Genomic DNA, 24,344 nt, shown 5'->3' with positions numbered 1-24,344 from the left:
CGAGGGGTTCCCGCCTGCCCGCTGTCATCGTGGCGGTGTCCGTCCTCGCTCGTTCAGCCCGGCCGCAGCCGGCTGCGCGCGATCCCCGCGATCCAACCGATCTCCCGCACGCCGAGGCGCGCGGCCAGCGGGACGTAGAGCGCGATGCCGACGACGGCGCCCAGGCCGCCGCGCATCGCCCAGCCCGTCAGGCCTTCCGGCACGAGCGGCGCCAGGCGCACGTCCATGGCGAGGACGACGGCGCCCATGATGGCGGCCGCCGCGGCGGCACCGGCGGCGGTTCGGATGAGGCCGCTGGCGACCTCGCGGCCGCTCGATCGCCGGACGAGCCAGAAGAGGGTCGCGGCATGCGCAGCGTGCTTGGCGCTGTCTGCCAGCGCCAGTCCAACGTGCGACGTGGCCTGCGGGAACGGGCCGTGCACGGCCGGCGGACCGATGAAACGCGCCACCAGCCACCACACGCCCACGCTGAGCACGCCGATCAGCGCCGGCAGCCAGGTATTGCCGCGGGCGTAGAACGCGTAGTTCAACGGCAGGTCGATCGCGGCGAACGGCAGTCCGATGAGGAATCCCTGCAGTGCGAGCGCCACGCCGACGCGGTCCGCGGCCACGAAGGCGCCGCGCTGGTAGGCCAGCGCCACGATCGGTCCGGCAAGCACCGCCATGCCGACGGCCGCCGGCAGCGTGAGCGCGACGACGAGCCGCATACCGCGCGCCAGCGTCCGGGCAAACGTCTGCGCCTCGCCCCGCGCGTGCGCCGCGGCGAGGGCGGGCAGGATGGCCAGGGCGATCGTCGTGCTGATGAAGCCGTGCGGGAACTGCACGAGGCGCGTCGCCCACGCCAGCCAGGCCGGTGCGGCGTCGGCGCCGAGAGAGGAGTAGCCGGCGTCCACGAACGGAACGAGCGCATCCGTGATGACGAGCCCGGCGGCGATCGGGGCGTACAGCGTGAGCACGCGGCGGAGCACGGGGTGCCGCAGCCGAAGTGTGAGGTGAAGCGAGAGGCCGCGCGCACCGTGCAGCAGGACCGCCAGCTGGATGGCCGAGCCGAGGACGACGCCGGTCGGGAGCGCGGCGGGGCCGAGGCGGTCGCGCAGCAGGAAGACGGCGAGGAGCATCCCGAGGTTGTAGGCGGCGCCGGCCAGCACGGCCGCCGAGAACCGCTCCAGCGCGTACAACAGCCCGGTCACGACGCCGCCGATGGCGAACAGCACGCACGCCGGGGCCATGATCCGCAGGCCCTGGGCAACGATCGGCAGACCGCCCTGGGCCCGGAGGGGCGATTCGGGGAGCACGAGCGCCTCGGCCAGCGGCGTCGCGAACACGTAGACGCCGAGCGCGACAAGGCCGGTGGCTGCCGCCGCCGCCGTGAGCAGGACGGCGACGGCGCGCGTCAGCTCGTCCCGCTTGGCCGCGCCGTAGTGCGCCAGCGTCGGGACGAGCGCGGCGGAGAGCTGTCCGCCGATGAGGAGCACGTAGATCTGCTTGGGGACCCGCTCGGCAATGCTGAACGCCGCGGTGGCGACACCGCCGCCGTACGCCTGTGCGATCTGGGCATCGCGGACGAAGCCGAGCACCCGGCTGGCGACGTTGCCGATCCCGAGCAGCGCGGCCGATCCGACGAGCCGGCGCGTGCCGGCCTCGGCGCCCCGTGCATGCGCCGCCGCTTCCGAGGCGGCCAGCCCGGCGGACGGATCGCTCTCGTCCGGCGCCGTGGGCGGGAACATCGTGCCGACGTCGTCCGGCGGCACGCCCGAATCGCCTGTGCCGATCTCGTCCGCCGGCGGCCGGCCGGTCACAGTCGCCGACCGGCGCGGATCGCCGCGATCAACGTTTGCGTGGATCGCCCGGCGACGTACGGCAGGAACCGGACGTCCGTGCCGACGGCCGTGGCGGCATCCGCCTCCGGCGGGCGGTGGGCGGTCGCGTCGTAGTCGCCCCCCTTGACGTACACATCCGGCCGGAGGGCGCGCACGACCTCCACGGCGGTCGGCGACTCGAACACGATGACGAGGTCGACCGCGCGGAGTGCCGCCAGCAGCTCGGCGCGTTCGGCGGCCGGCAGGACCGGCCGGCCTTCGCCCTTCAGGGCGCGGACGCCGTCGTCCCCGTTCAGCGCGACGACGAGCCGGTCGCCGAGCGCCCGGGCCTGCGCCAGGTAGCGGGTGTGGCCGACGTGCATCAGATCGAAGCAGCCGTTCGTGAGGACGACACGCCGGCCATCGGCCTGCCAGCGCGCGCACAGCCGTGCGGCTGCGTCGAGGTCGGCGGCGACGTGCGGCGCGGGCGATGCGTCGTCCGTCCGGCGAGGCGCGAGGGGGGGGGTGTCCATGCGCGGGCGATTGTAGAGGGCGGCCGCCCTCGGCTCAAGCCTCGGCGTTCGGGCGGCGCGCCAACTCGGCAACGATCTCGTCCGCGCGGGGCGCCGCATTGCCGAGGCGCCGGACGGTGAGGCCGGCCGCGGCGTTGGCGAGGATGACGGCCTCGCGCGGCGTCGCGCCGGCACACAGCGCCAGCGTGACGACGGCGATGACGGTGTCGCCGGCGCCGGTGACGTCGAAGACCTCGCTCACGTTGGCCGGCGGCACGACACGGTAGCCCTCGGCATCGGCGACGCTCGTGCCCTGCGCTCCCCGGCCGAGGAGGACGGCCCGTGCGCCGAGCGCGGCGCGCAGCTCGCGGGCCGCCAGCTCGAAATCGGCCTCCGTGTCCAGCGGCCGCCCGAGGCTGGCGGCCGCGTCGGCGCGGCCGACGCGGACGACGTCGAAGCCGGCGAACCAGCCGAGGTCCCCCTGGCCATCGGCGGTGAGGAGCGCGCCGCTCTTGCGCGCCGCGGTCCGCGCCGCGTCGCACAGTTCGGCGGTCACGACGCCGCTGCGGTAGTGCGAGACGAGGATCGCCGCCGCGCCGTCGGCGGCAAGCGCGAGCGCTTCGCCCAGCGCCCGGCCCGCCGCGCCGTCGACCGGCCGCCGCTCCTGGCGGTCGATCCGCGCAACCTGTTGCGGCGCCGAGAGCCCTTCGGCCACGACGCGCATCTTGACGGTCGTCGGCCGGAGAGGGTCGACGATCAGACCGGTCGGGTCGATGCCGGCTGCGACGAGCGCTGAGCGAAGCTCATCGGCCGCCGCGTCGTCGCCGACGACGCCGACCTGCCGGACGTGCGCGCCGAGAACGGCGGCGTTGACGGCCGGGTTCGCTGCGCCGCCGGGCAGGCAGACGCGCCGGCGCCAAGCCAGCACCGGCACAGGCGCCTCACGGCTCATCCGCTCGGCGCGGCCGATCACGTACTCGTCGAGACAGACGTCGCCCACGACGACGACGGTCTGGCGCGCGAAGCGCTCGAGGATCCGGGCCGCGGCCGACAGGGTGAGGGCATCGCCGCCGTCGCGGCTCGGGCGGTTGTGGCCGGGGCGGTCTTCGCTTGGGCGGTCGGCGGAGCCGGCGGTCGTCGTCGTCATCGTTCCTCTCGGCGTTCGGGCGATGACGGCGTCGGCGGGCGGGGGATCGCCGCCGCGAGCGCGTCGAATGCGGCGGCGACGACCCGATCGGCGCCGAGCCAGCGCAGGCAGTCGCGCGTGGCGCAGCCAGCCGGCCGGCCGAGGCGGTGGCCGACATAGAAGCACGGTCGGCACGGCACGTCCAGCGCCACGACGCGGTGCGGCGACGGCGCGCCGGGCCGATCCGGCGGCCACGGCCGCCACGCCACGTCGTTCGACGGGCCGAACACCGCCACGACCGGCGTTCCGACCGCCGCTGCGAGGTGCGCCACGCCGCCGTCGTTCGCTACGACAAGGTGGCACCGTTGGAGCACGGCCGCCAGCGTCCGGACGTCCGTCGCGCCGGTGAGGTCGTGGTCGATCGGGGCGCCGGACGCGCGGACGTCGGCACCGCCGTCGCCGTCCGTGCCGACGAGGACGATCCGGGCACCGGCCGCTGCGAGGGCTTGGGCCACTTCGGCGAACCGCTCGGGCGACCAGCGGCGGGCAGGGCTGTAGACGCCGGCGCCGGGGTGGATGGCCACCGTGCAACCGTCGAGCCGCCCGGTGTCGCGGGCGACGGCGGACAGGCCCGTCGCGGCGGCGGATGGCCGACCGTGCGCCGCCGCGCGTCCGTCCGTCGCCAGCAGGCCGTCGGCCGCCCGCTCCGCCGCGTCGCCGGGCACGAACCGCAGCCGCGCCGCACCGCTCGGCGCACCGATCGCGGCGGCGACGCCGAGCATCGCGTCCGCGATGTGGGCCCGATCGTAGCCCGGATCCACGGCCCGATGGGTGAGGAACCAGCCGCGTCGGCTGCCGGGCGCGACGAGACCGGCCCGCACGGGTGCGCCGATCGAGAGGACGAGCGCCGCGTGCTTCACGGCGCCGCGGCGCGTGACGAGCGGATGGCAGAGCGCGACCGCATCGTAGCGCGTCCGTCGGAGGCGGCGCACGAGGCCGACGACGGCGATGGCGCGGCGGATGGCGTTCGGGGCTGCGCCGGGGGCGCGGCGGTGGACGTCAACGGCGTGAACGGCGTCGACGAGCCCGCTGGCGTGGAACGCGACGGCAGCCTGCGGCGTGGTGAGGACGTCGAGAACGGCATCCGGCCAGCGGCGGCGCAGCGCGTCGAGCGTCGGCGTCGTCAGGATCGCGTCGCCGAGGTCGGCGAGCTTGACCACCAGGATGTGGCGCTGCGCCCGCGCGGGCGTTTGGCGCGTTGCGGTCGCGGCGCTCATGGACGGGTGGCCCGCATCAGCTGTGCCGCACCAGCGGTTGGGCGGCGCCTTCGAGGACGGCCCGCGTGGCGTCCACGCATCGCCGCCACGTAAAGGTCGCCGCACGCGCCCGGCCGGCTGCCGCCAAACGGGCACGGTCGTCCGCATCGCCCATCAGGCGTGCGATCACGGTCGCCATGTCGGTCACGTCGTGCGGATCGAACCATGCGACGGCGTCGCCGCCGACCTCAGGCAGGCTCGAGGCGCGCGCCGCGGCGACCGGTGCGCCGCACGCCATCGCCTCGAGCATCGGCAGGCCGAAGCCCTCGTGCAGGCTCGGTACGGCGACGACGCGTGCCAGGCCAAACAGGGCGGGCAGGTCCGTGCGGTCGACATAATCGATTATCGTCACCCGGTCGCCGATGCCCGCGCGGCGCGCGACGGCCGCAAGGTCCTCGTTGCCCCAGCCGCGACGCCCGGCAAGGACGAGCATGGCGTTCGGCCGCACGAGCACGACTTGGGTGAGGGCCTCGATGAGGCGGGCGAGGTTCTTGCGCGGCTGCCGTGTGCCGACATGGACGACGGCCTCGGCCGCAGGCGGCAGTCCGAGGCGGATGCGCAGCGCGTGCACGGCATCGGGCGCGGCCGGCGCGAGGCCGGCGTCGACGCCGAGATGGACGACATGGACCCGCTCCGGCGGGGCGCCGAAGAAGGCCACGAGGTCGGCGGCCGTAGACGTCGAATCGGCGATCATGGCCCGGGCGATGCGCGCATGACGGCGGGCGGCCAGCTCGAGGTAGGCGCGCTGGACGAAGGTGTGGGCTTCAGGGAACCGGCGGTGGCCGACGTCGTGGATGGTGACGACGCCGGGTGTCGCGCAGAACACCGGCAGGACGTGCGCCGGCACGAACAGGACGTCGGCCGCGCGCCGGCGAACGGCGCGGCCGAGTCGGACGTGCGTCCAGAGCCGACCGGCGCCGAGATCGTCGACCGCTGCGCCGGCGGCGCGAAGGGCGTCCGCCTCGGCCGCCGGTGCGCCGCGCATGTACAGCCGATAGTCGTGCGCACCGTCGTCGACGAGGCCGCGGATCACGGCCCGGGCGTATGTCTCCGTGCCGGTCGGCCGCGGATCGAACCCACGGCTGGCGTCGACGGCGATGGCGAGCCGAGGCCGCGCGGTGTTCGGCCGATCGCGGCGCCCGCCGTTCACGTCGCCGGCTCGATCGTCACGAGCCGAGGCCGGTCGAACACGTCGGGCCGCAGCGTGACCACCGCGTCTGGGAACGCCATGTGCGCCAGCGCGACGACGGTCTCCCCCTGCCGCCACCCGATCTCGAGCGCCGCGGCGCCGTCGGGTGACAGCCGGCTCGGCAGTTCCGGGACGAACCGCCGGAGCAGATCCAAGCCCTCGCGGCCGCTGAAGAGCGCCCCGTGCGGCTCGTGGTCGAGCACGGATCGCCCGACGTCGTCGAGCTCGTCCGTGCCGACGTACGGCAGGTTGGCGACGACGAGATCGAAGGGTTCGCCCGGATCCGGTGGCCAGAGGTCGGCCGACAAGAACGCGATGCGGTCGGCGCACGCCAGGCGCCGGGCGTTGTCGGCGGCGACGGCCAGAGCGTCGTCGGAGATGTCGGTGGCCGTGACGGCGGCCTCGGGGCAGGCGCGGGCAAGGGCGATCGCCAGCGCGCCGGAGCCGGTGCCGACGTCCAGGACCCGCCGGATGGGCGCGCCTGCGGCCGCGCGGCGGTGCGCATGCCGAATCGCCCATTCCGCCAGCCCCTCGGTCTCGATGCGCGGGATGAGGACGGCGGGCGTCACGCGGAGGCTGAAGTCGAGGAACGGCTGGTGGCCGACGACGTACGCCAGCGGCTCACCGTCGGCCACGCGGCGGACGAGGGCGTCGAAGGCCCGGTGGTCCGGCGCAGCGAGCGGGTCGCGCCGGCGGGCGAGGAGGTCGGCGGTGGTCGTCGCCAGGACGTGCGCCAGGAGGGTGCGCGCGGCGACGTCGGGCTGCGGCTCGCGGCGGAGCGCGGCGCGCGCGGCGGCAAGGGCCTCGGCCAGCGTCACGCGGCCGAAAGCGTGCGGGCCTCCTCGAGGCGCTGGGCACGGTCGGCGGCCGCGAGAGCGTCGAGGAAGTCGGTGATGTCGCCGGCCATGATCTCGGGCAGGCGATGGCTCGTCAGTCCGATACGGTGGTCGGTGACCCGGCTCTGCGGGTAGTTGTACGTCCGGATCTTCTCGGAGCGCTCCCCGCCGCCGACCATGCTCTTGCGCTCCGCGCCGCGCTCGGAGAGGCGCTTCTCCTCTTCCAGCTGGTAGAGCCGGGCGCGCAGGACCTGCAGCGCCTTCTTGCGGTTCTGGAGCTGCGACTTCTCGTCCTGGCAGCTGATGACGATGCCACTCGGCAGATGGGTCAGCCGGACGGCGCTGTCCGTCGTGTTCACGGACTGGCCGCCGGGACCGCTCGAGCGGAAGACGTCGATCCGGATGTCGTTCTCCGGCACTTCGATCTCGATCTCGTCCATCTCCGGCAGCACGGCCACGGTGGCGGTGCTCGTGTGAATCCGGCCTTGCGCCTCGGTCTCGGGCACGCGCTGGACGCGGTGGACGCCGCTCTCCCACTTGAGCCGGGCGTATGCCCCGTCCCCCTGCACCTCGAACACGACCTCTTTCAGTCCGCCGATGCCGATCTCGCTGGCGCTGATCACGTCGACCTTCCAACGCTGTGACTCGGCATAGCGCTGGTAGATCCGGAACAGGTCGGCGGCGAACAGCGCGGCCTCATCCCCGCCGGTGCCGGCACGGATCTCGACGATGACGTTGCGGTCGTCGTGCGGGTCCTTGGGCAGGAGGAGCTCGAGGATCTCCACTTCGAGCGCCGTCCGGCGTGCGTTGAGCGCCGGGAGCTCCTCGGCGGCGAGTTCGGCCATCTCGGCGTCGCCGGCGGCGAGCATCGCCTCGTTGTCGGCGATCTGCTCGATCAGCGCGCGGAAACTTCGGTAGGCGGCAACGATCGGCGCGAGCGACGCCTGTTCGCGGCCGATCGCCCGAAGCCGATCGGGGTCCGACGTGACGGCGGGATCCCCGAACTGGGCGTCGAGCTCGTCGTAGCGAGCTTCGATGTTCGTCAGCTGATCGATAGGGACCATTGGGGCGGCGACTTCCGTTCGTGGTTGCATGTCGTGGGCTCCGCGACCCGTTGGCGTCGGCGGAGGTCCGTGCTGCGCGATTGTAGCACGCGCGCTCCGTGCACTTTCGCGCCGCAGACCGCTATGATTGGCGCCGATCTTGGCGACGTGCCGCAGGGCCGAGCGCTTTCCCGTCCCTCCTCGAGAGCAGCGCGATGCAACTTCCCGGTTGGCTGATCACGGTCTTCTATTTCTTCGCCGCGCTCTACCCGCTGGTGCTGGTCCACGAGCTCGGCCACTTCACGGTGGCCAAGCTCAACAAGATCCGCGTCGACGAGTTTGGGCTCGGATTTCCGCCGCGCATCGTGAAGTTGTTCAGTGCCGGCGGCACGGACTACACGCTCAACTGGCTGCCGTTGGGCGGCTTCGTCCGGTTGCACGGGGAGGACGACCCGACGGTTCCCGGCGCCTTCGCCGCGGCGCGACCGCGGTCCCGCGCTGCGGTGCTCCTCGCCGGACCGTTCGCCAACTTCGCCCTGACGGTGGTCATCCTGGCCGCCGTCGGCGCATTCTGGGGCGTCGAACAGGCGGTTCGGGCGCACGATGTCGTCCGGATCGCCGGCGTCGAGGATGGCTCGCCGGCCGCCGCTGCCGGCCTTCAGCCAGGCGACCTCGTCGTCGCGATCGACGGGCGGGCGCTGGCCGAGTACGCGGCGTCGGCTGTGCCGATGGGCGAGTTGCTCGAGCCCGGCACCGAGCTCCCGGTGACGGCAGTGGACGGGATGATCCAGGCGACGGCCGATTCGGCCGGTCGTGCGCTCCGCCTGTCCGTCGTGCGCGGAACGGGCGACGCGATCGAAGTGGACGCGACCGAAGGCACGGGCCTTGGCGGCGTATGGCCGTCGTTCGCCGCCCGCCCGATCGAAACCGTCGGCTCGCCCGCACGGGGCGCAGCGCTCCAGGCGAACGACCTCATCCTTGCTCCGCTCGACGTGGCCAACGGCTCCCGCGAGCCGCGGCCGGGTGAAGCGCTGGTCGCGCTGCGTGCCGTCGGCGGCGCGGCGCCCGAGGTGATGGACATCATGGTCACGCCGGCGGGCGATGCGGCGACCGGGCGCGCGAAGATGGGCGTGGCGATCGGGTCGGTGGCCTATCAGGCGCCCCTGACGTGGTGGAAGGCTCCGTGGTACGGGGTGACGGGCACGGTCGACATGCTGAAGATGATGGTCACGGGGCTGGCGCGGATGGTGAGCGGCACCGACGAGGTTCAGCTCGCCGGTCCCGTCGGCATCGCCCGGCTGTCGCGTCAGGCAGGCGAGAGCGGCCTGATGACGCTCCTGCGCTTCGCGGCGATCCTCTCGGCCAACCTCGGCCTGATCAACCTGTTCCCGATCCCCGGGCTCGACGGCGGTCGGCTGCTCTTCGTGGCGGCCGAGGTCGTGCGCGGCGCCCGGGTCGAGCCGACACGCGAGGCACTCGTCAACGCGCTCGGGATCGGGTTCGTGCTGCTCCTCATGCTGGCGATCACGGTGATGGAGGTCCTGAATCCCGTGTCGTTCGCGCAGCCCTGAGGCGATCAGTGGAGACATCGCTCGATCCCTCGACGGACGACGCGGACGCCGAGCGCGACCCGCTGCGCGCCGTCGTTCCGTTCGACGTTGCGCTGGACGGCCTGCTGACGGCCGACGATCCGGGCGCCGAACGCGAGTGGCTGCGCGCGCTCTCCAATGCGACCGCGGCCGACGTCGCGTCCATGCAGCCGCGCTGGAACGCCGCACCCCCCGCCCGGCGGCGGGCAATCACCGCCGCGCTCAAGGTGCTCGCGGACGACGACTTCTTTGTGAGCTTCAAGGGCGTGTTCGTCGCGCTGCTCCAAGACCCTGACCCGGTCGTGCGCGCAACGGCGATCGCCGGACTGTGGGAGGCCACCGAGCCGTGGTTGCTCGACCGGTACGCCGATCTGCTGGCCACGGACGAGGATCCCATTGTCCGCGGCGCGGCCGCCGAGGCGATCGGTCCGTACATCGAACGCTCGGAGCTCGGCCAGCTCGATCGAACGCGCGCCGCCGACGCGCTCTCGGTGCTGGTGGCGGCCGCCCGCGACGACGGCGGCCCGACGGACGTGCGTGCCAAGGCCGTCGCCTCGGTCGGTTGGTCCGAGAGCGACGCCGCGGTGGCGGCCATCGCTGCCGCGATCGGGGCGAACGTGCCGGTGTTGACATCGGCCGCACTGCTGGCGATCGGCCGGTCGGCCGACGCTCGCTGGCGGGACGAGGTTCTCTCGTTCCTCGAGGACGCGCTGCCGGCCGTCCAGGCGAGCGCAGCGTTCGCTGCCGGCCAGCTCGGGCTGAAGGATGCGATCCTGCCGCTGGCCCGCGTGGCACAGGACGCGCCGATCGCCGTGCGCCGGGCCGCGATCGAGGCGCTGGGCGAGATCGGCGGGTACAACGCCACGCTGGCGCTCGAGCTGCTGGCCGAGACGGAGTCCGATGACGACCTGCTGGAGGCGATCGACTCCGCGACGGAGTCGGCATCACTCGACGAGGTCTTGGTCGATCTCGACTTGGAGGGCGGCGACGGCGGAGCGAAGTCCGGCGCTCGCACGGTCGGCGCGGCGGGCGGCGACGACGACATCCTGTCGTGGCTCGAGGCGAACGCCGACCCCGCCGACCTCGACGGCTGGTTGGACGACATCGAGGACGACGAAGACGAGGTGGACGACGACGAGGACGACGTGATCTCCCTCGGCCGCGTCCTGCGGCGGGCCGAGGCCACGGCCGCGCGGGCCCGCACGCCCGGCGAGTTCGAGTCGGACGACCTCGAAGAGGCGGAGATTGCGGACGTCACCGAGTGGGACGACGAGGCCGAGGTCGACCGCGACGCCTGGGTATGGGACGAAGGGGACGGCGCGACCTGAGGCTCGGTCGCGACCCGGGCTAACCGATGATCCCCAGCTAGCCGATGATCCCCAGCGCTCGCCCGGCCTCCTCGAATGCGCCGATCCCGACCTCGAGGTCCTCGGGGCTGTGGGCCGCCGAGATCATCACCCGGATGCGCGCCTTGCCGAGCGGCACGGTCGGGAAGGCGATGGCGGTCGCGAAGACGCCGCGCTCGAAGAGGGCACGGCTCAGCGCCTGCGTCTTCTGCTCGTCGCCGACGATGACCGGGCTGATCGGCGTCCGGGTGACGCCGAGGTCGAAGCCGAGCGTGCGCATCGCCCCCTGGAACGTGGCCGCGTTCGCCCAGAGCCGCTCGACGCGCTCCGTGGAGCGCTCGAGGATGTCGACGGCGGCGATGCAGGCCGACACGTCGGCCGGCGTCAGCGCGCTGGAGAAGAGGAACGGCCGTCCGCGCTGGCGGAGCCAATCGACGATCGGCTGCTTGGCAGCGGTGTAGCCGCCCATCACGCCGAAGGCCTTGGAGAGCGTGCCGGTCTCGATGTCGAAGCGCCCGTGCAGTCCGAAGTGGTCCACCGCCCCGCGCCCGCCGCGGCCAAGGACGCCCTCGCCGTGCGCGTCGTCGACCATCGTGATGGCGCCGTAGCGCTCCGCAAGCGTGCAGATCGCATCCAGCGGCGCGACATCGCCGTCCATCGAGAACACGCCGTCCGTGATGACGAGCATCGCCCGGTGGCCCTTGCCGCTGGCTGCCTTGAGTTGGGTCTCGAGGTCATCCATGTCGCAATGACGATAGACATAACGAGCGGCCTTCGTCAGCCGGATGCCGTCGATGATCGAGGCGTGGTTCAGCGCGTCGGAGATGATGCAGTCCGCCTCGCCGACGAGGGCAGGGATCGTGGCCAGGTTCGTCGCGAAGCCGCTCTGGAAGCTGACGGTGTCGTCGACGCCTTTGAACGCGGCCAGGCGACGCTCGAGCTCGCCGTGGACGTCCATCGTGCCGGCGATCGTGCGGACCGCGCCGGGGCCGACGCCCCAGCGGTCGATCGCGGCTTTGGCGGCGTCTTTGAGCGCGGGATCGTTCGCGAAGCCGAGGTAGTTGTTCGAGCAGAAGTTCAACACGCGCCGGCCGTCGATCTGGAGCCACGCGCCCTGCGGGCTCTGGAGCGAGCGGATGGTGGTGTAGAGGCCCTTGGCCTTGAGGTCGGCGAGGTCGGCTTCGAGGTAGGCGAGGCGGGCGTCGGAGGTCGATGGGTGGTCGGACATGGGGTGTCTCCTTACGGTAGCAAAACGACCTTGCAGCTCTGCCCCGACCGCATGACGTCAAACGCCTGCTGGAAGTCGCCCAGGGCAAACCGGTGGCTGATCAGCGGCCGGAGGTCGACGGCGCCGGTTTCGAGCAGGCGGCGCATCCGGTGCCACGTCTCCCAGATCCGCCGGCCGTAGATCCCGCGCACCGTCGCGCCCTTCAGGACGACGTGCTGGCCCCAGTCGAGTTCGATCGCGCCGCTCGGCAGGCCGAGGACGGCGACCTCGCCGCCCGGTCGCAGCGCCTGGAAGCCCTGGTCGATGGCCTTGGCGCTGCCGCTCATCTCGAGCAGGACGTCGACGCCGGCGCCGTCCGTGGCGGCCAGGACGGCGGCAACGACATCGCCGCGGGCGTCGAGTGCCAGATCGGCGCCCAACTGGCGGGCGATCTCGAGGCGGGACGCGTTGACGTCGGTCACGTAGACGGCGGCCGCGCCGGCGACGCGCGCGACGGGGATCGTCATCAGGCCGATCAGGCCGCCGCCGCCCGTGACGAGGACGGTCTTGCCGGCGACGTCCTGGGCGTGGACGGTGTGGACGGCGTTGCCGAACGGATCCTGCAGGCTGGCGATCTCGGACGCGAGCGCCGCATCGTTCAACCAGAGGTTCGCACGGGGCACGATCACGTAGTCCGCGAACGCGCCGTCGCGGTCGATGCCGATGACCTCCATGTCCTTGGCCAGGTGCTCCTGGCCGGGCACGACGTGGCGCGCACCGGCCAGCAGGATGTGCCCCTCCCCCGACGCCGGCGCGCCGAGCGGCACGTCGACGACGCCCTCGCCAAGCGCCACGACGTCGCCCGCGAACTCGTGGCCGAGCGTCACGGGCGGCTTGATCCGTCCGGCACTCCAGGCGTCCCAGTTGTAGATGTGGACGTCGGTGCCGCAGATGGATGCCGCGGTGACTTTCAGGAGCACCTCGCCCGGGCCGGGCTGGGGCACCGGCACCTCGGCGATGCCGAGGCCCTCGCCGGCGGTGAGCTTGCGGATTGCGCGCATCGTGGCGGGCAGCGTCACGGGGTGCGGCCTCTCTGGTGGGGGTCCGGGGGTTCGGACGATGGCGGTGCGTCGGTCGGGTCGGATCGGGGCGGATCGGGGCGGATCGGGTCGGATCGGGTCGGATCGGATCGGCCGGGGAGTATACGCCGGCTCGGCGCCGACGCGAACGTCGCCGCAGGATCGCGCCCTCCCGGCGAACACCCATCGATCCTCGGGTGATCACCGCGGTCCGTGACGGAGGCGCCCACGCCCCCTTGCGACTCTCGGCCGGTCGTTGACATTCCACCCCCCGCGCCCCTACCATCCCCCGGCCCTTCCCCCGCGCCGCTCCCATGAGGCCGCCGTGTTCGACGCCTTTGGCGATTGGCTGGACGCCCAGCCCCCCAACCGCCGCCGCCTCAGCGCCGCGCTGCTGGGCATCATCCTGCTCACGCTCCCGTGCTACGGCGTTGGCGGTGCCGTGTACCTCATGTCCGCGCCCCCGCGCCCGGCGGTCCGGCGGCGGACAGCGCGACGCCGACGACCGCGGCCACCGAGGCGGAGTCGCATCCCCCCGCCACGGAAGCGCCTCAGCCAACCGAGGCTGACGACGATTCGACCGCCGTCCCGACGATCGTCCGGCGGGCCACGATCACGTCCGGCCCCGTCCTGCCCCCGGCCGCGCCCACCGACACACCTGTCGCCACCCCGTTCGCCCCCTCCGCCACGCCGCCGCCGACGGACGCGCCCACGCTGGCGCCAACGATCCCGTCCGCCGACACGGCAACGCCGCCGCCCCCGACGGACGCGCCGACGATCGCCGTCCCAACGGACGCGCCGACAGCGGCGCCGACATCGCCGCCCGAGCCGACGTCCGCCCCGGTCGACCCGACGGCCGAACCGACGAGCGGCGTGCCCGCCCCCTTGGACCCCGGCCCGGCGAACCCGGCATGACCGCAGCCGGCGACCTGTCCGTCGACAGCATCCGCTTCGCCGCCCTCGACGGCCCGACCGGCGCCGAGGACGTCGTCGCCGACGCCCTGACGAAGGCCCTCGCCCCGCACGTCGACCGGGTCGAGCGCGATGCCCTCGGCAACGTCGTTGCCCACCGCGGCGCGCGGATCGAGAGCGCGGCAGGCGCGGGCGATCCGACCGCCGCAGCGTCCAACGTCGCGCCCAACGTCGCGCCCAACGTCGCCACAACGCCACGCCTCCTCATCACCGCCCCGCTCGACGAGCCGAGCCTGATCGTCGCCCGGATCGATCCGGGCGGCTTCCTGCGCTTCCGCCCGATCGGGCCGGTCGCCGGCATCGACGTTCGCGCCTGGCTCGGCCAGCCGGTGACCGTTCACGGCCGCCGTCCGCTCGCGGGCGCCATCGGCACGCGGCCGCCGCACGTGCTCGAGTTGGCCGTGCGCGACGTGACGCCGGACATCGACGTGCTGTTCGTCGACGTCGGTCTGTGCGAGGCCGACGTCCGGGCGGCGGTGGCGATCGGCGACGCCGTGACGCTCCGGCGGGCGCCGGAGCGGATGGCGGGCGGTCGCCTCACCGGCAACGCCGTGGCCGGCGGTTCGCTCCTGGCAGCGCTCGTCGAGATCGCGCGGCGACTGGCGGAGACGCCGCAGCCGTGCGACGTCGTCCTGGCGGGCACCGCGCAGGGCGCGTTCTCGCACCGCGGCGCCGCCGCGCTCGGTGTATCGCTCGCGGCCGACGCCTTCGAAGCGACCCGCACCGTCGCCGTCGTGCTCGGTGCGGCGAGCGCCGGGCAGCGGGGCGTCGACTCGACAATCGCTCTCGGCGCCGGGCCGACGATCGTGCGCGGGCCGAATGTCCATCCGCGGCTGCACGGAGCGCTCGTTGCCACGGCGAAGCGGCACGAGATCCCGCACCAATTGGAGGCCGCGCCGGGCATGACCCGGACGTCGGCGAGCGTGCTGCAGGTGGCCGGCGCCGGAATTGCCTGCGCCGTCGTCCAAGTGCCCGCGCGATACGGCGGGACGGCGGTCGAGACCGTGGCCGAGGTCGACGTGGCGCGGCTGGCGCGCCTCGTCGCAGCGTTCGCGGCTGGGTTGGATGCAGAGTTCGTTGCCGCCTTGCTGCCGGCCGTCGCCGCGGTCGGTTCGGAAGGCGGCGACGATCGCGCGGCTGGGACAGGTACACCGTGAGCGGACGCAAGGTCGCCGACGATCAGTCGGCCGTGCCGACCCTGCCGTCCCTGCCGTACGGCGGCGACGGGCTCGACTGGGCGTTGCTGGCCGCGCTGTCCGACGCGCGCGGCGTCAGCGGCGACGAGGGCCGTGTGCGCGACATCGTCGCGGCCGCCGTCGCGCCGCACGTCGACGAGCTCTGGACGGATGCGATCGGGAACCTGTACGCGCGCAAGCGCGGAGATCGCGGCGCGGCGGTCGCGACCACGGATCTGCGCGGCGTCGGTCGACCCGACGCCGGTGCGAACGAGCCGAGTTCGTCCGCCGCCCGATCATCCGAACCCGCGGTGCCGCCGCTCATGGTCTGCGCCCACCTCGACGAGGTCGGCCTGATGGTCGTCGACATCGACGGCGACGGCATGGCTCGGCTGGCCGCGGTCGGCGGCGTGCTCGGCGCGGCGGTCGTCGGGCAGCGCGTGCGGATCGGCGCGGACGGCGTCGTCGGCGTCGTCGGGCTGCCGCCGGCGCACGCGACGGCCGACGCGGTGCGTGCCCGCTTGCCGGCGCTGGAGGAGCTGCGGATCGACCTCGGCGTGACGACGCGCGACGCGGCGCTGGCGCTGGTGCAGCCGGGGGATGGCGCGGTCTGGGATACCGCAACCGTCGATCTCGGCCCGACGCTCCTCGGCAAGGCGATGGACGATCGAGCGGGCTGCTGGGCGCTGGCGATGCTGCTTCGCTCACGCTATCCAGTGGACATCGTCGGCGTGTTCTCCGTGCAGGAAGAGGCCGGCACGCGCGGTGCCGGCCCGGCCGCCCATCGCCTCGCCCCGTCCGCTGCGTTCGTCCTGGAGTGCGGCACGACGGACGACACGCCCAAGGACCGCGACGACACGCCGGTCATGCGCGTCGGCGACGGGCCGGCGATCACCGTCATGGACAGCTCGATGGTCGCCGATGCGCGCCTCGTCCGCCACCTCGTCGCCGCCGCCGAGCGCGCCGGCATCCGCCACCAGATCCGGGCGCCCAAAGGCGGCGGCACGGACGGCGGAAAGATCCACCTGTCGCGCCAAGGCGTGCCGACGGCCGTCGTCTCGGCGCCATGCCGCTACCTGCATGGGCCGCAAGCGCTCGTGTCCAAGCACGATCTCGCGGGCTTGGTCGCCCTCGTCCGCGCCGCGCTCGAAGCGTGGTCGCCCGACATCGTCGCGCCGATCGCGCTCGATCGCCGATGATCGCTGTACCCAAGGAACCGAGAGGTCGCCCCATGAACCCGCAGACGGCATCCACATCTCCGAGCGCCGGCGCGAGCTCCCCATCCGCTCCGCTGCTCGACGCGCTGGCGACGTTCACCGCCGCCTGGGGCCCGAGCGGCCGCGAGGGCGGCGTGCGCGACGCGATCATCGCCTGGCTGGCCGAACATGCGCCGACCGTCGAGATCGTGCGGATCGATGCGCTGGGCAACCTGTTCACGCGCGTCGGCGCGGCCGGCAGCGCCACGGCGGGCGCGGCGGCGGACGCTCGAACCGCGTCCAGCCGTCCGGCGCGCGTCCTGATCGCCGCCCACATGGACGAGATCGGCGTCATCGCCACGCACGTCGACGGCAACGGCTTCGTGCGGTTCAGCGCCGTCGGCGGCGTGCCGATCGCCGACCTCGTCGGCTGCCGGGTGCGCTTCGAGAGCGGCCTGGAAGGGGTGATCGACGCCGAAGCGATCGCGCGCAAGGCGGCCGCAGGCCAGGCGGCAACGCTGGACATGCTGTACATCGACGTCGGCGCGCCCAGCCGCGAGGTCTGCCCGGTGCGCGTCGGCGACGCGGCGGCGTACGCGGGCGGGCTGGTGCCGCAGGACGGCGGCCGGCGGGCGATGGCGCACAACATGGACAACCGGGCCGGGTGCGCGGCGCTGGCCGAGGCGCTGCGGCGGGCCGCGGCGTCGCCTGGTTCGGCCGAGGTGTGGGGCGTGTTCACGGTGCAGGAAGAGATCGGCCTGCGCGGCGCGCGAACGGCGGGCTTCGATGTGCCGTGCGATGTCGCGATCGCCGTGGACATCACGGGGGCGGGCGATCTGCCGGGGGCGGCGCCGCTCGCGCTGGCGCTCGGCGGCGGGGCGGCCGTGAAGATCAGCGACGGCGGGATGATCAGCCACCGCGGCGTCGTCGCGTGGCTCGAGCGGCTGGCCGGCGATGGGCACATCCCCGTCCAGCCGGAGGTGCTGCCCGGCGGGACGACGGATGCCGCCGCGCTGCAGCTCACCGGAGCGGGCGTGCCGGCCGGCGCCGTCAGCATCCCGACGCGCCACGCCCATCGACCCGGCCAGGTGATCGACATCGGCGATCTCGAAGCGGCGGCGGCGCTCCTGGCTGCGACGCGGATTGGCCCGTCCGGCGAGCCGTGGTATACTCCGCAAGATTGATAACCGACCAGACGACGCACGATCAGAGCCGGCGCGCGCCGGCGACGTTTCGGTGGAGGACCATTCAAGGCCATGTCGATCACGCAAGAGAAGAAGCAGTCGCTGATCGCGGACTACCGCAAAGACGAGAACGATGTCGGCTCGCCGCCGGTGCAGATCGCGATCATGACCGAGCGCATCCGCAACCTGACCGAGCACGCCAAGGTGAACAAGCACGACCAGCACTCGAAGCGCGGTCTGCTGCGCCTGGTGGGCCAGCGCAAGCGGATGATGCGCTACATGAACCGCACGGATCACGCCGCCTACCGTGAGCTGATCGGCCGCCTCGGCATCCGCGGTTAGTCGTCCGCTCGAGCGAGCGAACGGCGTTGGGTCGCGCACCGGACCGGGAGGTGCGGTCGCTGCCTGCCCTCCGGTGGCCGCGATCTCGTTTTGCTTTCAACCAGTCTGTGAACCGCGAGGGCGTCACGCGTTCAGGACTTGGGGGCTGCTCCGCCCGCCGCTCCGCCGGCGTCGGACGGGGCAGCCCCCAGCTCCTGATCCCGGGCGCCCTCTGTCATTGGGAAGGAATCCCGAAACATGTCTGAACCCCGTCTCCCGATGTCGCCGGACGATCTCGCCGGCCCAGCCCCCGTCCTCCGCCGCATCGAGTCCAAAGAGCGCGTCTACACGTGCGATGTCGGCGGCAAAACGTTCACGTTCCGCACCGGCAAGCTGGCGCTGCTGGCCGGCGGCGCCGTCACGTGCCAGCTCGGCGACTCGATCGTCCTGGCGACGGCGACGACGAGCAAGGGTGTGCGCGACATCGACTTCATGCCTCTCTCCGTAGAGTTCGACGAGAAGATGTATGCCGCCGGCCGGATCCCGGGCTCGTTCTTCAAGCGCGAAGGGCGCCCGAGCGAGACGGCGATCCTCACCGCCCGGCTGATCGATCGCCCGCTGCGCCCGCTGTTTCCCGAGGGCATGCGCAACGACGTTCAGATCATCACCTCCTCGCTCTCGAGCGACGGCGTGCACTACCTGGACATCCCGGCCATGAACGCCGCATCCGCGGCGCTGATGGTTAGCGACGTGCCCTTCCCGGAGCCGATCGCCGGCGTCCGTGTCGGCATGGTCGACGGCGCTCTCGTCATGAACCCGACGACCGCGGACATGGAGACGAGCACGCTCGATCTCCGGCTGGCCGCCACCGCCGGCGCCATCCTGATGGTCGAGTGCGGCGCCGCCGAGGTGGACGAGGCCACGATGCTGGACGCGATCCGCGCCGGCCACGCCGCCATCCAGCCGCTGTTCGAACTCCAGAACCGGATGCGCGCCGAGGTCGGCAAGCCGAAGGTCGACGTCCACATCGACGCGCCGCCCGAGGCGCTCGAGGCGGACGCCCAGGCCAGCTGTCGGGCCGCCCTCGATGTCATCGTCGCCGACGCAACGTTGCTCAAGGACGAGCGCAACGCCCGCATCGACGAGGTGCTGGCGAAGTGGCAGGCGGCGTACCTGCCGGGTGAAGACGGCGCGCCGCCGGCCAAGCTTGGTGCGGACGGCAAGCCCTACATGCTCAAGCACATCAAGGCCGTCGCCAAGCACGTGACCGCCGCGGCCGTGCGCGAGCGGATCCTGGCCGAGGGCATCCGCCCGGACGGCAGGCACCCGCGCGAGATCCGCGGCCTGAGCGCCGAGGTCGGGATCGTGCCGCGGACGCACGGTTCGGCGTTGTTCCAGCGCGGGGAGACCCAGGTCATGTCGCTGGCGACGCTCGGCACGGTCGGCGAGGGCCAGAAGCTGGACTCGCTGCGGCCCGAGACGCTCAAGCGCTGGATGCACCACTACAACTTCCCGCCGTTCTCGACCGGCGAGACGTGGCCCATGCGCGGCCCGCGCCGGCGCGAGATCGGGCACGGCGCGCTCGTCGAGACGGCGCTGAAGTACGTCCTGCCCGCCGACGACGTGTTCCCGTACACGATCCGCGTCGTCAGCGAGTGCCTCGCGTCCAACGGCTCGACGTCGCAGGCGTCGATCTGTGCTTCGTCGCTGGCGCTCATGGACGCCGGCGTGCCGATCAAGGCGCCCGTCGCCGGCATCGCGATGGGCCTGATCAGCGATCCGGGCGCCGGGCGGCACGTCGTCCTGACGGACATCCAGGGGATGGAGGACCACCTCGGCGACATGGACTTCAAGGTGGCCGGCACGGCCGCCGGGATCACGGCGCTGCAGATGGACATCAAGATCGGCGGGATCCCGGACGCGGTGCTGACGCAGGCGCTGGCGCAGGCCCGCGAGGCGCGCCTCCTCATCCTCGGCCTCATGACGGACACGCTGCCCGCGCCGCGGTCCGAGATGTCCCCGTACGCGCCGCGGATCATGACCCTCAAGATCCCGGCCGACTCGATCGGCAAGCTGATCGGGCCGGGCGGCAAGAACGTCCGGATGATCGAGGAGCAGACCGGCGTCAAGGTGGACATCCAGAACGACGGCACGGTGTATGTGGCCTCGACGGACGGCGCGGCGGCCGAGAAGGCGCGCGGGATCATCGAGGGGCTGACGGCCGGACCGCAGCTCGGGGCGGTGTACACCGGCTCGGTGAACCGGATCACGGACTTCGGCTGCTTCGTCGAGCTCATGCCGGGCGTCGACGGGATGGTCCACATCTCGCAGCTCTCCAACGAGCGCGTGGCGACGGTGGCCGACGAGGTCCAGCTCGGCGACGAGGTCACCGTCATGGTCACCGACATCGCCGACGGCAAGGTGCGCCTCTCGCGGCGCGCGGTCATCGAGGGCTGGACGCTCGAGGAGGCTCGGGCGAACGATGCCGGCGGCGGAAGCCGGGGCGGCGGCGGCGGTCGAGGCGGCCCGCCGCGCGGCGGCGGCTACGGCGGCGATCGCGGTGGGGATCGCGGCGGCGACCGTCCGCGCTACGGCGGGGGCGGCGGTGACCGAGGCGGCGATCGCCCGCGCTACGATGGCCCGAGCCGCAGCAACTAGTACACCACCACGGCAGAGTCTCCGGGTTCCGCCCTTTCCAGCCATCCGCCGGAGAAGCGATCACGGGTCCCCAGCCAGGGGTCACGTTGTCGCTTCTCTGGTCGTTACACGCTGAACTACTTGACGGAGGAACGATCCATGAAGCGACCGCTCAATGCCCTGGCCGTGTTTGCAGTGCTCATCGCCACGTGTGCCGTGACCGCTGGGGCGAACCCGGCCGCGGCCGCGCAGCCGCCCGCACCGCAGGCCGTCGTCGGGGCAGGCACGACGGTGACGATCAGCCCGGATGCCTGGTCGAGCGCCGGGCTGGCGCCCGGCCAGCTCAGCGTCATCGTCCACTTGAAGGGCGATCCCGTCTGGCGCGTCGTGGATGCGGCGGCCAAGAGCGGTCGGCCGGTCTCCAAGGACCGCGTGCGCGCGGCGCGGCGCGACCTTGCCCGCCGACAGGCCCCGCTCGTGCGCGCCGTCGAGGCGATCGGCGGGCGTGTGATCGGGCGCTTCACGGGGGGCATGAACGCGCTGCATGTGGACTGCACGGCGGCCGAGCTGAAGCAGATCGTGGCGCTCTCAGGCGTGGTCTCCGTCAGCAAGGCGCCGGTCCACTCCGTGGACAACAAGGACGTCGGACCGTGGACGGGCGCGTCGCGCGTCGTACAGGAGCTCGGCTGGGACGGCAAAGACGTGACGGTCGCGGTCATCGACACCGGGATCGACTACACGCACAAGGACTTCGGCGGCTCGGGCGATACGGCCGAGTTCACCGCGAATGACCCGAACACGACCGACGATATGTGGCAGGGGAAGGTCTCGTTCCCGACCGAGAAGGTCATCGGGGGCGTCGACCTGGCAGGCGAGTTCTACAGCCCGGGCTGCCAGCAGGACACGCCGACGTGCTCGCGCTCGCCGGTGCCCGACGACGACCCGCTCGACAAGGGCAGCGGTGCGAATCACGGCACGCACGTCGCCGGAACAGCCGCCGGCATCGGCACGGACAAGGTGGCGCCCGGCATGGCGCCCGGCGCCAACCTCGTGGCGATCAAGGTGTTCGGCTCACCGGTCGGCGCCGCCAACACGACGAACCTCGCGCTCGAGGCCCTCGAGTGGATCTTCAACCACAACACGAACCTGGACGACCCGGATGCGGATGTCCCCGGCCACCGGCCGGCCGTCGTGATCGATGTCGTGAACCTGAGCCTCGGCTCGGAGTACGGCCCCGGCACGGCCGAGTACGCCGAGATGACGGCCGCCTTGCATCAGGCCGGCGTCACCGTCGTGGCATCTGCCGGCAACAACGGCAACGTGCACTACATCGCCGGCTCGCCCGCAGCGACCGAGATGATTCTGTCCGTCGCCAATTCCTACGCCAACGGCGAGACCGAGCAGTTGTTCCGCGCGAACTGGACCGAGGGCGGGCAGGCCATGATGTTCGAGACCGGATACGTGGGCGACAGCGGCTGGCTTCCCCCGATTACCACCGTGCTGGCTGACAAGCCGCTCGCGTTCTTCGGCTCGGCCTGCAACAACATCGCCACGGAGCCTTTCCAGGACGTAAACGAGAAGTTCGCCCTGATCGAGCGCGGTACGTGCTCGTTCACCGAGAAGGTCAAGAACGCGCAGGCCAAGGGCGCGATCGGTGTCGTCGTCTTCACCGGCCCGACGGCCAAGGTGCCGATGGGCCCGACGCCCCCCGGTCCGTACCCGACGATCCCGGCCGTGATGATCGACCGGGACAAGGGCCTCCAGATCCGCGACCTCCTCCAGAACGGCACGCCGGTCAAGGCCACGATCGACCCGACGAAGTTCGTCCAGCTGCCGTGGCTGACGGACACGATCTCGAATTCGAGCAGCCGCGGGCCCAGCCGCGCTTCGGGCGGGATCAAGCCGAACATCACGGCGCCCGGCGAGAACACGTTCAGCGCGCTGGCAGGCTCGGGGACGAACGGCATCAGCTTCAGCGGAACCTCGATGTCCGGCCCGGCCGTTGCCGGCATCGTGGCGCTTCTGGCGCAGCGGAACCGTGAACAGGAGCTTGGCTTGTCGGCGCCGGACCTGGCGGCGTTGGCGATGAACTACGCGCAGCCCGTGATCCGACTGGGCCGCAACGACACCGGACCGCAGGTGGGCGTGACCCGTCAGGGTGCCGGGCGCGCGAACGCTTTCGACTCGGCGACGGGCAGCGTCCTCGTCCGCTCGGACCGCGGGCTGGCGGAGTTCAGCCTCAACGACCTCAACCTGACCGGCGAGGTCGGCGAGGCCGCGTCGATCGAGCGCGAGCTGACGGTGCGCAACCTCACCGAGACTTCGAAGCACTACAAGCTCTCCAGCATGCTGGCGTTCCCCGAGGAGGATGCCGACAAAGGCCTCGCGGTCTCGTTCCCGGATGAGTTGATCACGCTTCACAGTCGGGACGAGCAGACCGTCAGCGTTCACTTTGACCTGACGCCGGCCAAGATCCGCGCTTGGGAGCTGTTCGGACTGGATGGGATGGCCGCGGCCAAGGAGCCGATCTTCCGTGCGCATGAGATCGACGGCTACGTGATCCTCACCGAGACGAACGCGTCAGGCGAGCCCGTCGCGGACGGCGAGGTCCTCCATGTGCCGTTCCACGCGCTGCCCCACCGGCGCAGCTGTGTCCAGTCGACGACGAACGATGCCGTCGAGGTGCCGGCCGATGGTCAGCCCGTCGATCATCTCTACCAGCACCCGTGCCAGCAGCCCGGCCCGCTCAGCGTTGCCCACCTCGGCGGCGTCGACGCGCAGGAGTCGGCCGTTGAAGGCAGCGGCATGCCGTCGCCGATCGACATCGGCGCGCTCGGCGTGAGCACCGGTGTCGTCCAGGTGGGCGACGGGATGGGTGGGATGCGCGATGTTCCGATCGTGCAGTTCAGCCTGACGACTTACGGCGCTCGGCGCTCGCCGGCGCCGGTCGGCTACAAGATCTATATCGATGGCGACATGGACGGCACGTGGGATCGCGTGATCTTCCCGTTCCCGGAGGGCGCCTTCGCGGCCGGCGTGCCGGCAGGACGTCACCTCGTGGCTTGGGCGAACGTGGACCAAGCGACCCTCGAGCCGAACTTCGCACAGGTGACGGCCGCGTTCCTGCAGTCGTATGACATCGGAGAGTCCGTCACGATGCTGGCGGTGCCGGCGGCGGACGTGTTCCCCGGCAGCGACGTGGCGGCCGGAACGCTGAGCTTCCGCTACGCGGCGGCCGTCAGCGACCCGTTCGAGGACTTCGCCCAGACTTCGAGCTTCCTCGGCGACGACATGGCGCCGGACACGCTGGTCGACGGCGATGGCTACACGTTCGATCTGGCGACGGACGGCTGCCTCGTCATGGAGGAGGCCGTCACCGGGACCGCCGACCTCTTCGCGCCAACGGCCGGCTTGAACTTCCCGCCGAACGCCGTCGCGAAGACCCAGCTCAAGAACGTCTGCACGGACCTCGAAGGCGCCATCGACACCGGGCTCCTCTCGGTCTACCGCGCCAACAAGCCCGATCACGCGGGATGGCAGACGCGTGAGGTTCGGATCGTGGCCGACTCATCGGCGATCTACCTGCCGTACGTCAGCAGCCTGCACGTGCTCGAGGGGCACGACGTGCCGACGGCCACCCCCGAGCCGACGTCCGACGCCCCGCCGACCGAAGTCCCGACCGCGGACCCGTCGCATCCCACTTCACAGCCCTCGGTAGAGCCGGGGCCGCCGTCGCCGACCGGGGAGCCGCGGGCGCCGACCGCGGCGCCGTAACGCCGGGGCGCCGCGCGCGGCGGCGGCGCCTTGCCCGCAGCGC

Annotated in this window: 18 protein-coding genes; 9 read left to right on the top strand and 9 right to left on the bottom strand. The window is 72.5% G+C overall.

Annotated features, from left to right (window positions below; all coding sequences use genetic code 11):
• Positions 1-53: 53 nt before the first annotated feature.
• From IPG72_08885 to prfA, 7 genes are read right to left on the bottom strand one after another with little or no spacing between them, the layout of a single operon-like run.
• Positions 54-1,799, bottom strand: coding sequence for an oligosaccharide flippase family protein (locus IPG72_08885; GenBank protein ID MBK6769110.1), 1,746 nt, complete (start codon positions 1,797-1,799; stop codon positions 54-56).
• Complete coding sequence (locus IPG72_08880) at positions 1,796-2,332, bottom strand: adenylyltransferase/cytidyltransferase family protein (GenBank protein MBK6769109.1); 537 nt, start codon at positions 2,330-2,332, stop codon at positions 1,796-1,798. Before IPG72_08880 ends, IPG72_08885 begins: the two co-directional genes overlap by 4 nt.
• Positions 2,333-2,366: 34 nt before the next feature.
• Positions 2,367-3,458 carry a hypothetical protein gene (locus tag IPG72_08875; GenBank protein ID MBK6769108.1) on the bottom strand — a complete coding sequence of 364 codons (1,092 nt, stop codon included), beginning with the start codon at positions 3,456-3,458 and terminating at the stop codon, positions 2,367-2,369.
• Positions 3,455-4,714, bottom strand: a complete 1,260-nt coding sequence (locus IPG72_08870; protein MBK6769107.1) for a glycosyltransferase family 9 protein — start codon at positions 4,712-4,714, stop codon at positions 3,455-3,457. The genes IPG72_08875 and IPG72_08870 overlap by 4 nt, the downstream gene beginning before the upstream one ends.
• Positions 4,715-4,730: 16 nt before the next feature.
• Positions 4,731-5,903, bottom strand: coding sequence for a glycosyltransferase family 4 protein (locus tag IPG72_08865; protein MBK6769106.1), 1,173 nt, complete (start codon positions 5,901-5,903; stop codon positions 4,731-4,733).
• On the bottom strand, positions 5,900-6,760 hold the full coding sequence (prmC, locus tag IPG72_08860) for a peptide chain release factor N(5)-glutamine methyltransferase (GenBank protein ID MBK6769105.1): 861 nt from the start codon (positions 6,758-6,760) through the stop codon (positions 5,900-5,902). The genes IPG72_08865 and prmC overlap by 4 nt, the downstream gene beginning before the upstream one ends.
• Positions 6,757-7,842: a peptide chain release factor 1 gene (prfA, locus tag IPG72_08855; GenBank protein ID MBK6769104.1), complete on the bottom strand. Its 1,086-nt coding sequence runs from the start codon at positions 7,840-7,842 to the stop codon at positions 6,757-6,759. Before prfA ends, prmC begins: the two co-directional genes overlap by 4 nt.
• A 194-nt stretch (positions 7,843-8,036) precedes the next feature.
• Here prfA and IPG72_08850 point away from each other — a divergent pair, with 194 nt between their 5' ends.
• Positions 8,037-9,392, top strand: coding sequence for a site-2 protease family protein (locus IPG72_08850; protein ID MBK6769103.1), 1,356 nt, complete (start codon positions 8,037-8,039; stop codon positions 9,390-9,392).
• An 8-nt stretch (positions 9,393-9,400) separates the two neighbouring features.
• Complete coding sequence (locus IPG72_08845) at positions 9,401-10,738, top strand: HEAT repeat domain-containing protein (GenBank protein ID MBK6769102.1); 1,338 nt, start codon at positions 9,401-9,403, stop codon at positions 10,736-10,738.
• A 37-nt stretch (positions 10,739-10,775) separates the two neighbouring features.
• On the opposite strand, the gene IPG72_08840 is transcribed toward IPG72_08845, so the two are convergent.
• On the bottom strand, positions 10,776-11,984 hold the full coding sequence (locus tag IPG72_08840) for a glycine C-acetyltransferase (protein ID MBK6769101.1): 1,209 nt from the start codon (positions 11,982-11,984) through the stop codon (positions 10,776-10,778).
• Positions 11,985-11,995: 11 nt separating this feature from the next.
• Positions 11,996-13,024 (bottom strand): L-threonine 3-dehydrogenase, encoded by a 1,029-nt coding sequence (gene tdh / locus IPG72_08835; protein ID MBK6769100.1) that lies wholly within the window; start codon positions 13,022-13,024, stop codon positions 11,996-11,998.
• Positions 13,025-13,462: 438 nt separating this feature from the next.
• On the opposite strand from tdh, the gene IPG72_08830 reads away from it, so the two are divergent.
• The 7 genes from IPG72_08830 to IPG72_08800 all read left to right on the top strand — a co-directional run bounded on the left by IPG72_08830 (position 13,463) and on the right by IPG72_08800 (position 24,301).
• Positions 13,463-13,957: a hypothetical protein gene (locus tag IPG72_08830; protein ID MBK6769099.1), complete on the top strand. Its 495-nt coding sequence runs from the start codon at positions 13,463-13,465 to the stop codon at positions 13,955-13,957.
• Entirely contained in the window at positions 13,954-15,171 is a 1,218-nt protein-coding gene (locus IPG72_08825; protein MBK6769098.1) for a hypothetical protein, read from the top strand. The genes IPG72_08830 and IPG72_08825 overlap by 4 nt, the downstream gene beginning before the upstream one ends.
• Complete coding sequence (locus IPG72_08820) at positions 15,168-16,388, top strand: M20/M25/M40 family metallo-hydrolase (GenBank protein ID MBK6769097.1); 1,221 nt, start codon at positions 15,168-15,170, stop codon at positions 16,386-16,388. Before IPG72_08825 ends, IPG72_08820 begins: the two co-directional genes overlap by 4 nt.
• Before the next feature lie 32 nt (positions 16,389-16,420).
• Positions 16,421-17,569 (top strand): M20/M25/M40 family metallo-hydrolase, encoded by a 1,149-nt coding sequence (locus IPG72_08815; GenBank protein ID MBK6769096.1) that lies wholly within the window; start codon positions 16,421-16,423, stop codon positions 17,567-17,569.
• A gap of 72 nt (positions 17,570-17,641) precedes the next feature.
• Positions 17,642-17,911, top strand: a complete 270-nt coding sequence (gene rpsO / locus IPG72_08810) for a 30S ribosomal protein S15 (GenBank protein MBK6769095.1) — start codon at positions 17,642-17,644, stop codon at positions 17,909-17,911.
• A gap of 258 nt (positions 17,912-18,169) precedes the next feature.
• A complete protein-coding gene (locus tag IPG72_08805; GenBank protein MBK6769094.1) occupies positions 18,170-20,548 on the top strand; it encodes a polyribonucleotide nucleotidyltransferase in 2,379 nt (792 codons plus the stop codon).
• A gap of 138 nt (positions 20,549-20,686) precedes the next feature.
• Complete coding sequence (locus IPG72_08800; protein MBK6769093.1) at positions 20,687-24,301, top strand: S8 family serine peptidase; 3,615 nt, start codon at positions 20,687-20,689, stop codon at positions 24,299-24,301.
• The last annotated feature ends 43 nt before the right edge of the window (positions 24,302-24,344 follow it).

Origin of the sequence: Candidatus Avedoeria danica (assembly GCA_016703025.1) — a bacterium.
Taxonomy (GTDB): Bacteria; Chloroflexota; Anaerolineae; order Epilineales; family Epilineaceae; genus Avedoeria; species Avedoeria danica.
Note: the sequence above shows the minus strand (reverse complement) of the source record. Positions and strands in the feature narration are given on the sequence as shown.

Bases quoted from the DNA above. Each gene is read 5' to 3' on its own strand.
- IPG72_08805 (MBK6769094.1), top strand. From the start codon at position 18,170: ATGTCGCCGGACGATCTCGCCGGCCCAGCCCCCGTCCTCCGCCGCATC.
- IPG72_08825 (MBK6769098.1), top strand. From the start codon at position 13,954: ATGACCGCAGCCGGCGACCTGTCCGTCGACAGCATCCGCTTCGCCGCC.
- IPG72_08875 (MBK6769108.1), bottom strand. From the start codon at position 3,458: ATGACGACGACGACCGCCGGCTCCGCCGACCGCCCAAGCGAAGACCGC.
- IPG72_08870 (MBK6769107.1), bottom strand. From the start codon at position 4,714: ATGAGCGCCGCGACCGCAACGCGCCAAACGCCCGCGCGGGCGCAGCGC.
- IPG72_08800 (MBK6769093.1), top strand. From the start codon at position 20,687: ATGAAGCGACCGCTCAATGCCCTGGCCGTGTTTGCAGTGCTCATCGCC.
- IPG72_08880 (MBK6769109.1), bottom strand. From the start codon at position 2,332: ATGGACACCCCCCCCCTCGCGCCTCGCCGGACGGACGACGCATCGCCC.
- IPG72_08840 (MBK6769101.1), bottom strand. From the start codon at position 11,984: ATGTCCGACCACCCATCGACCTCCGACGCCCGCCTCGCCTACCTCGAA.
- tdh (MBK6769100.1), bottom strand. From the start codon at position 13,024: ATGCGCGCAATCCGCAAGCTCACCGCCGGCGAGGGCCTCGGCATCGCC.
- IPG72_08815 (MBK6769096.1), top strand. From the start codon at position 16,421: ATGAACCCGCAGACGGCATCCACATCTCCGAGCGCCGGCGCGAGCTCC.
- rpsO (MBK6769095.1), top strand. From the start codon at position 17,642: ATGTCGATCACGCAAGAGAAGAAGCAGTCGCTGATCGCGGACTACCGC.
- prfA (MBK6769104.1), bottom strand. From the start codon at position 7,842: ATGGTCCCTATCGATCAGCTGACGAACATCGAAGCTCGCTACGACGAG.
- IPG72_08850 (MBK6769103.1), top strand. From the start codon at position 8,037: ATGCAACTTCCCGGTTGGCTGATCACGGTCTTCTATTTCTTCGCCGCG.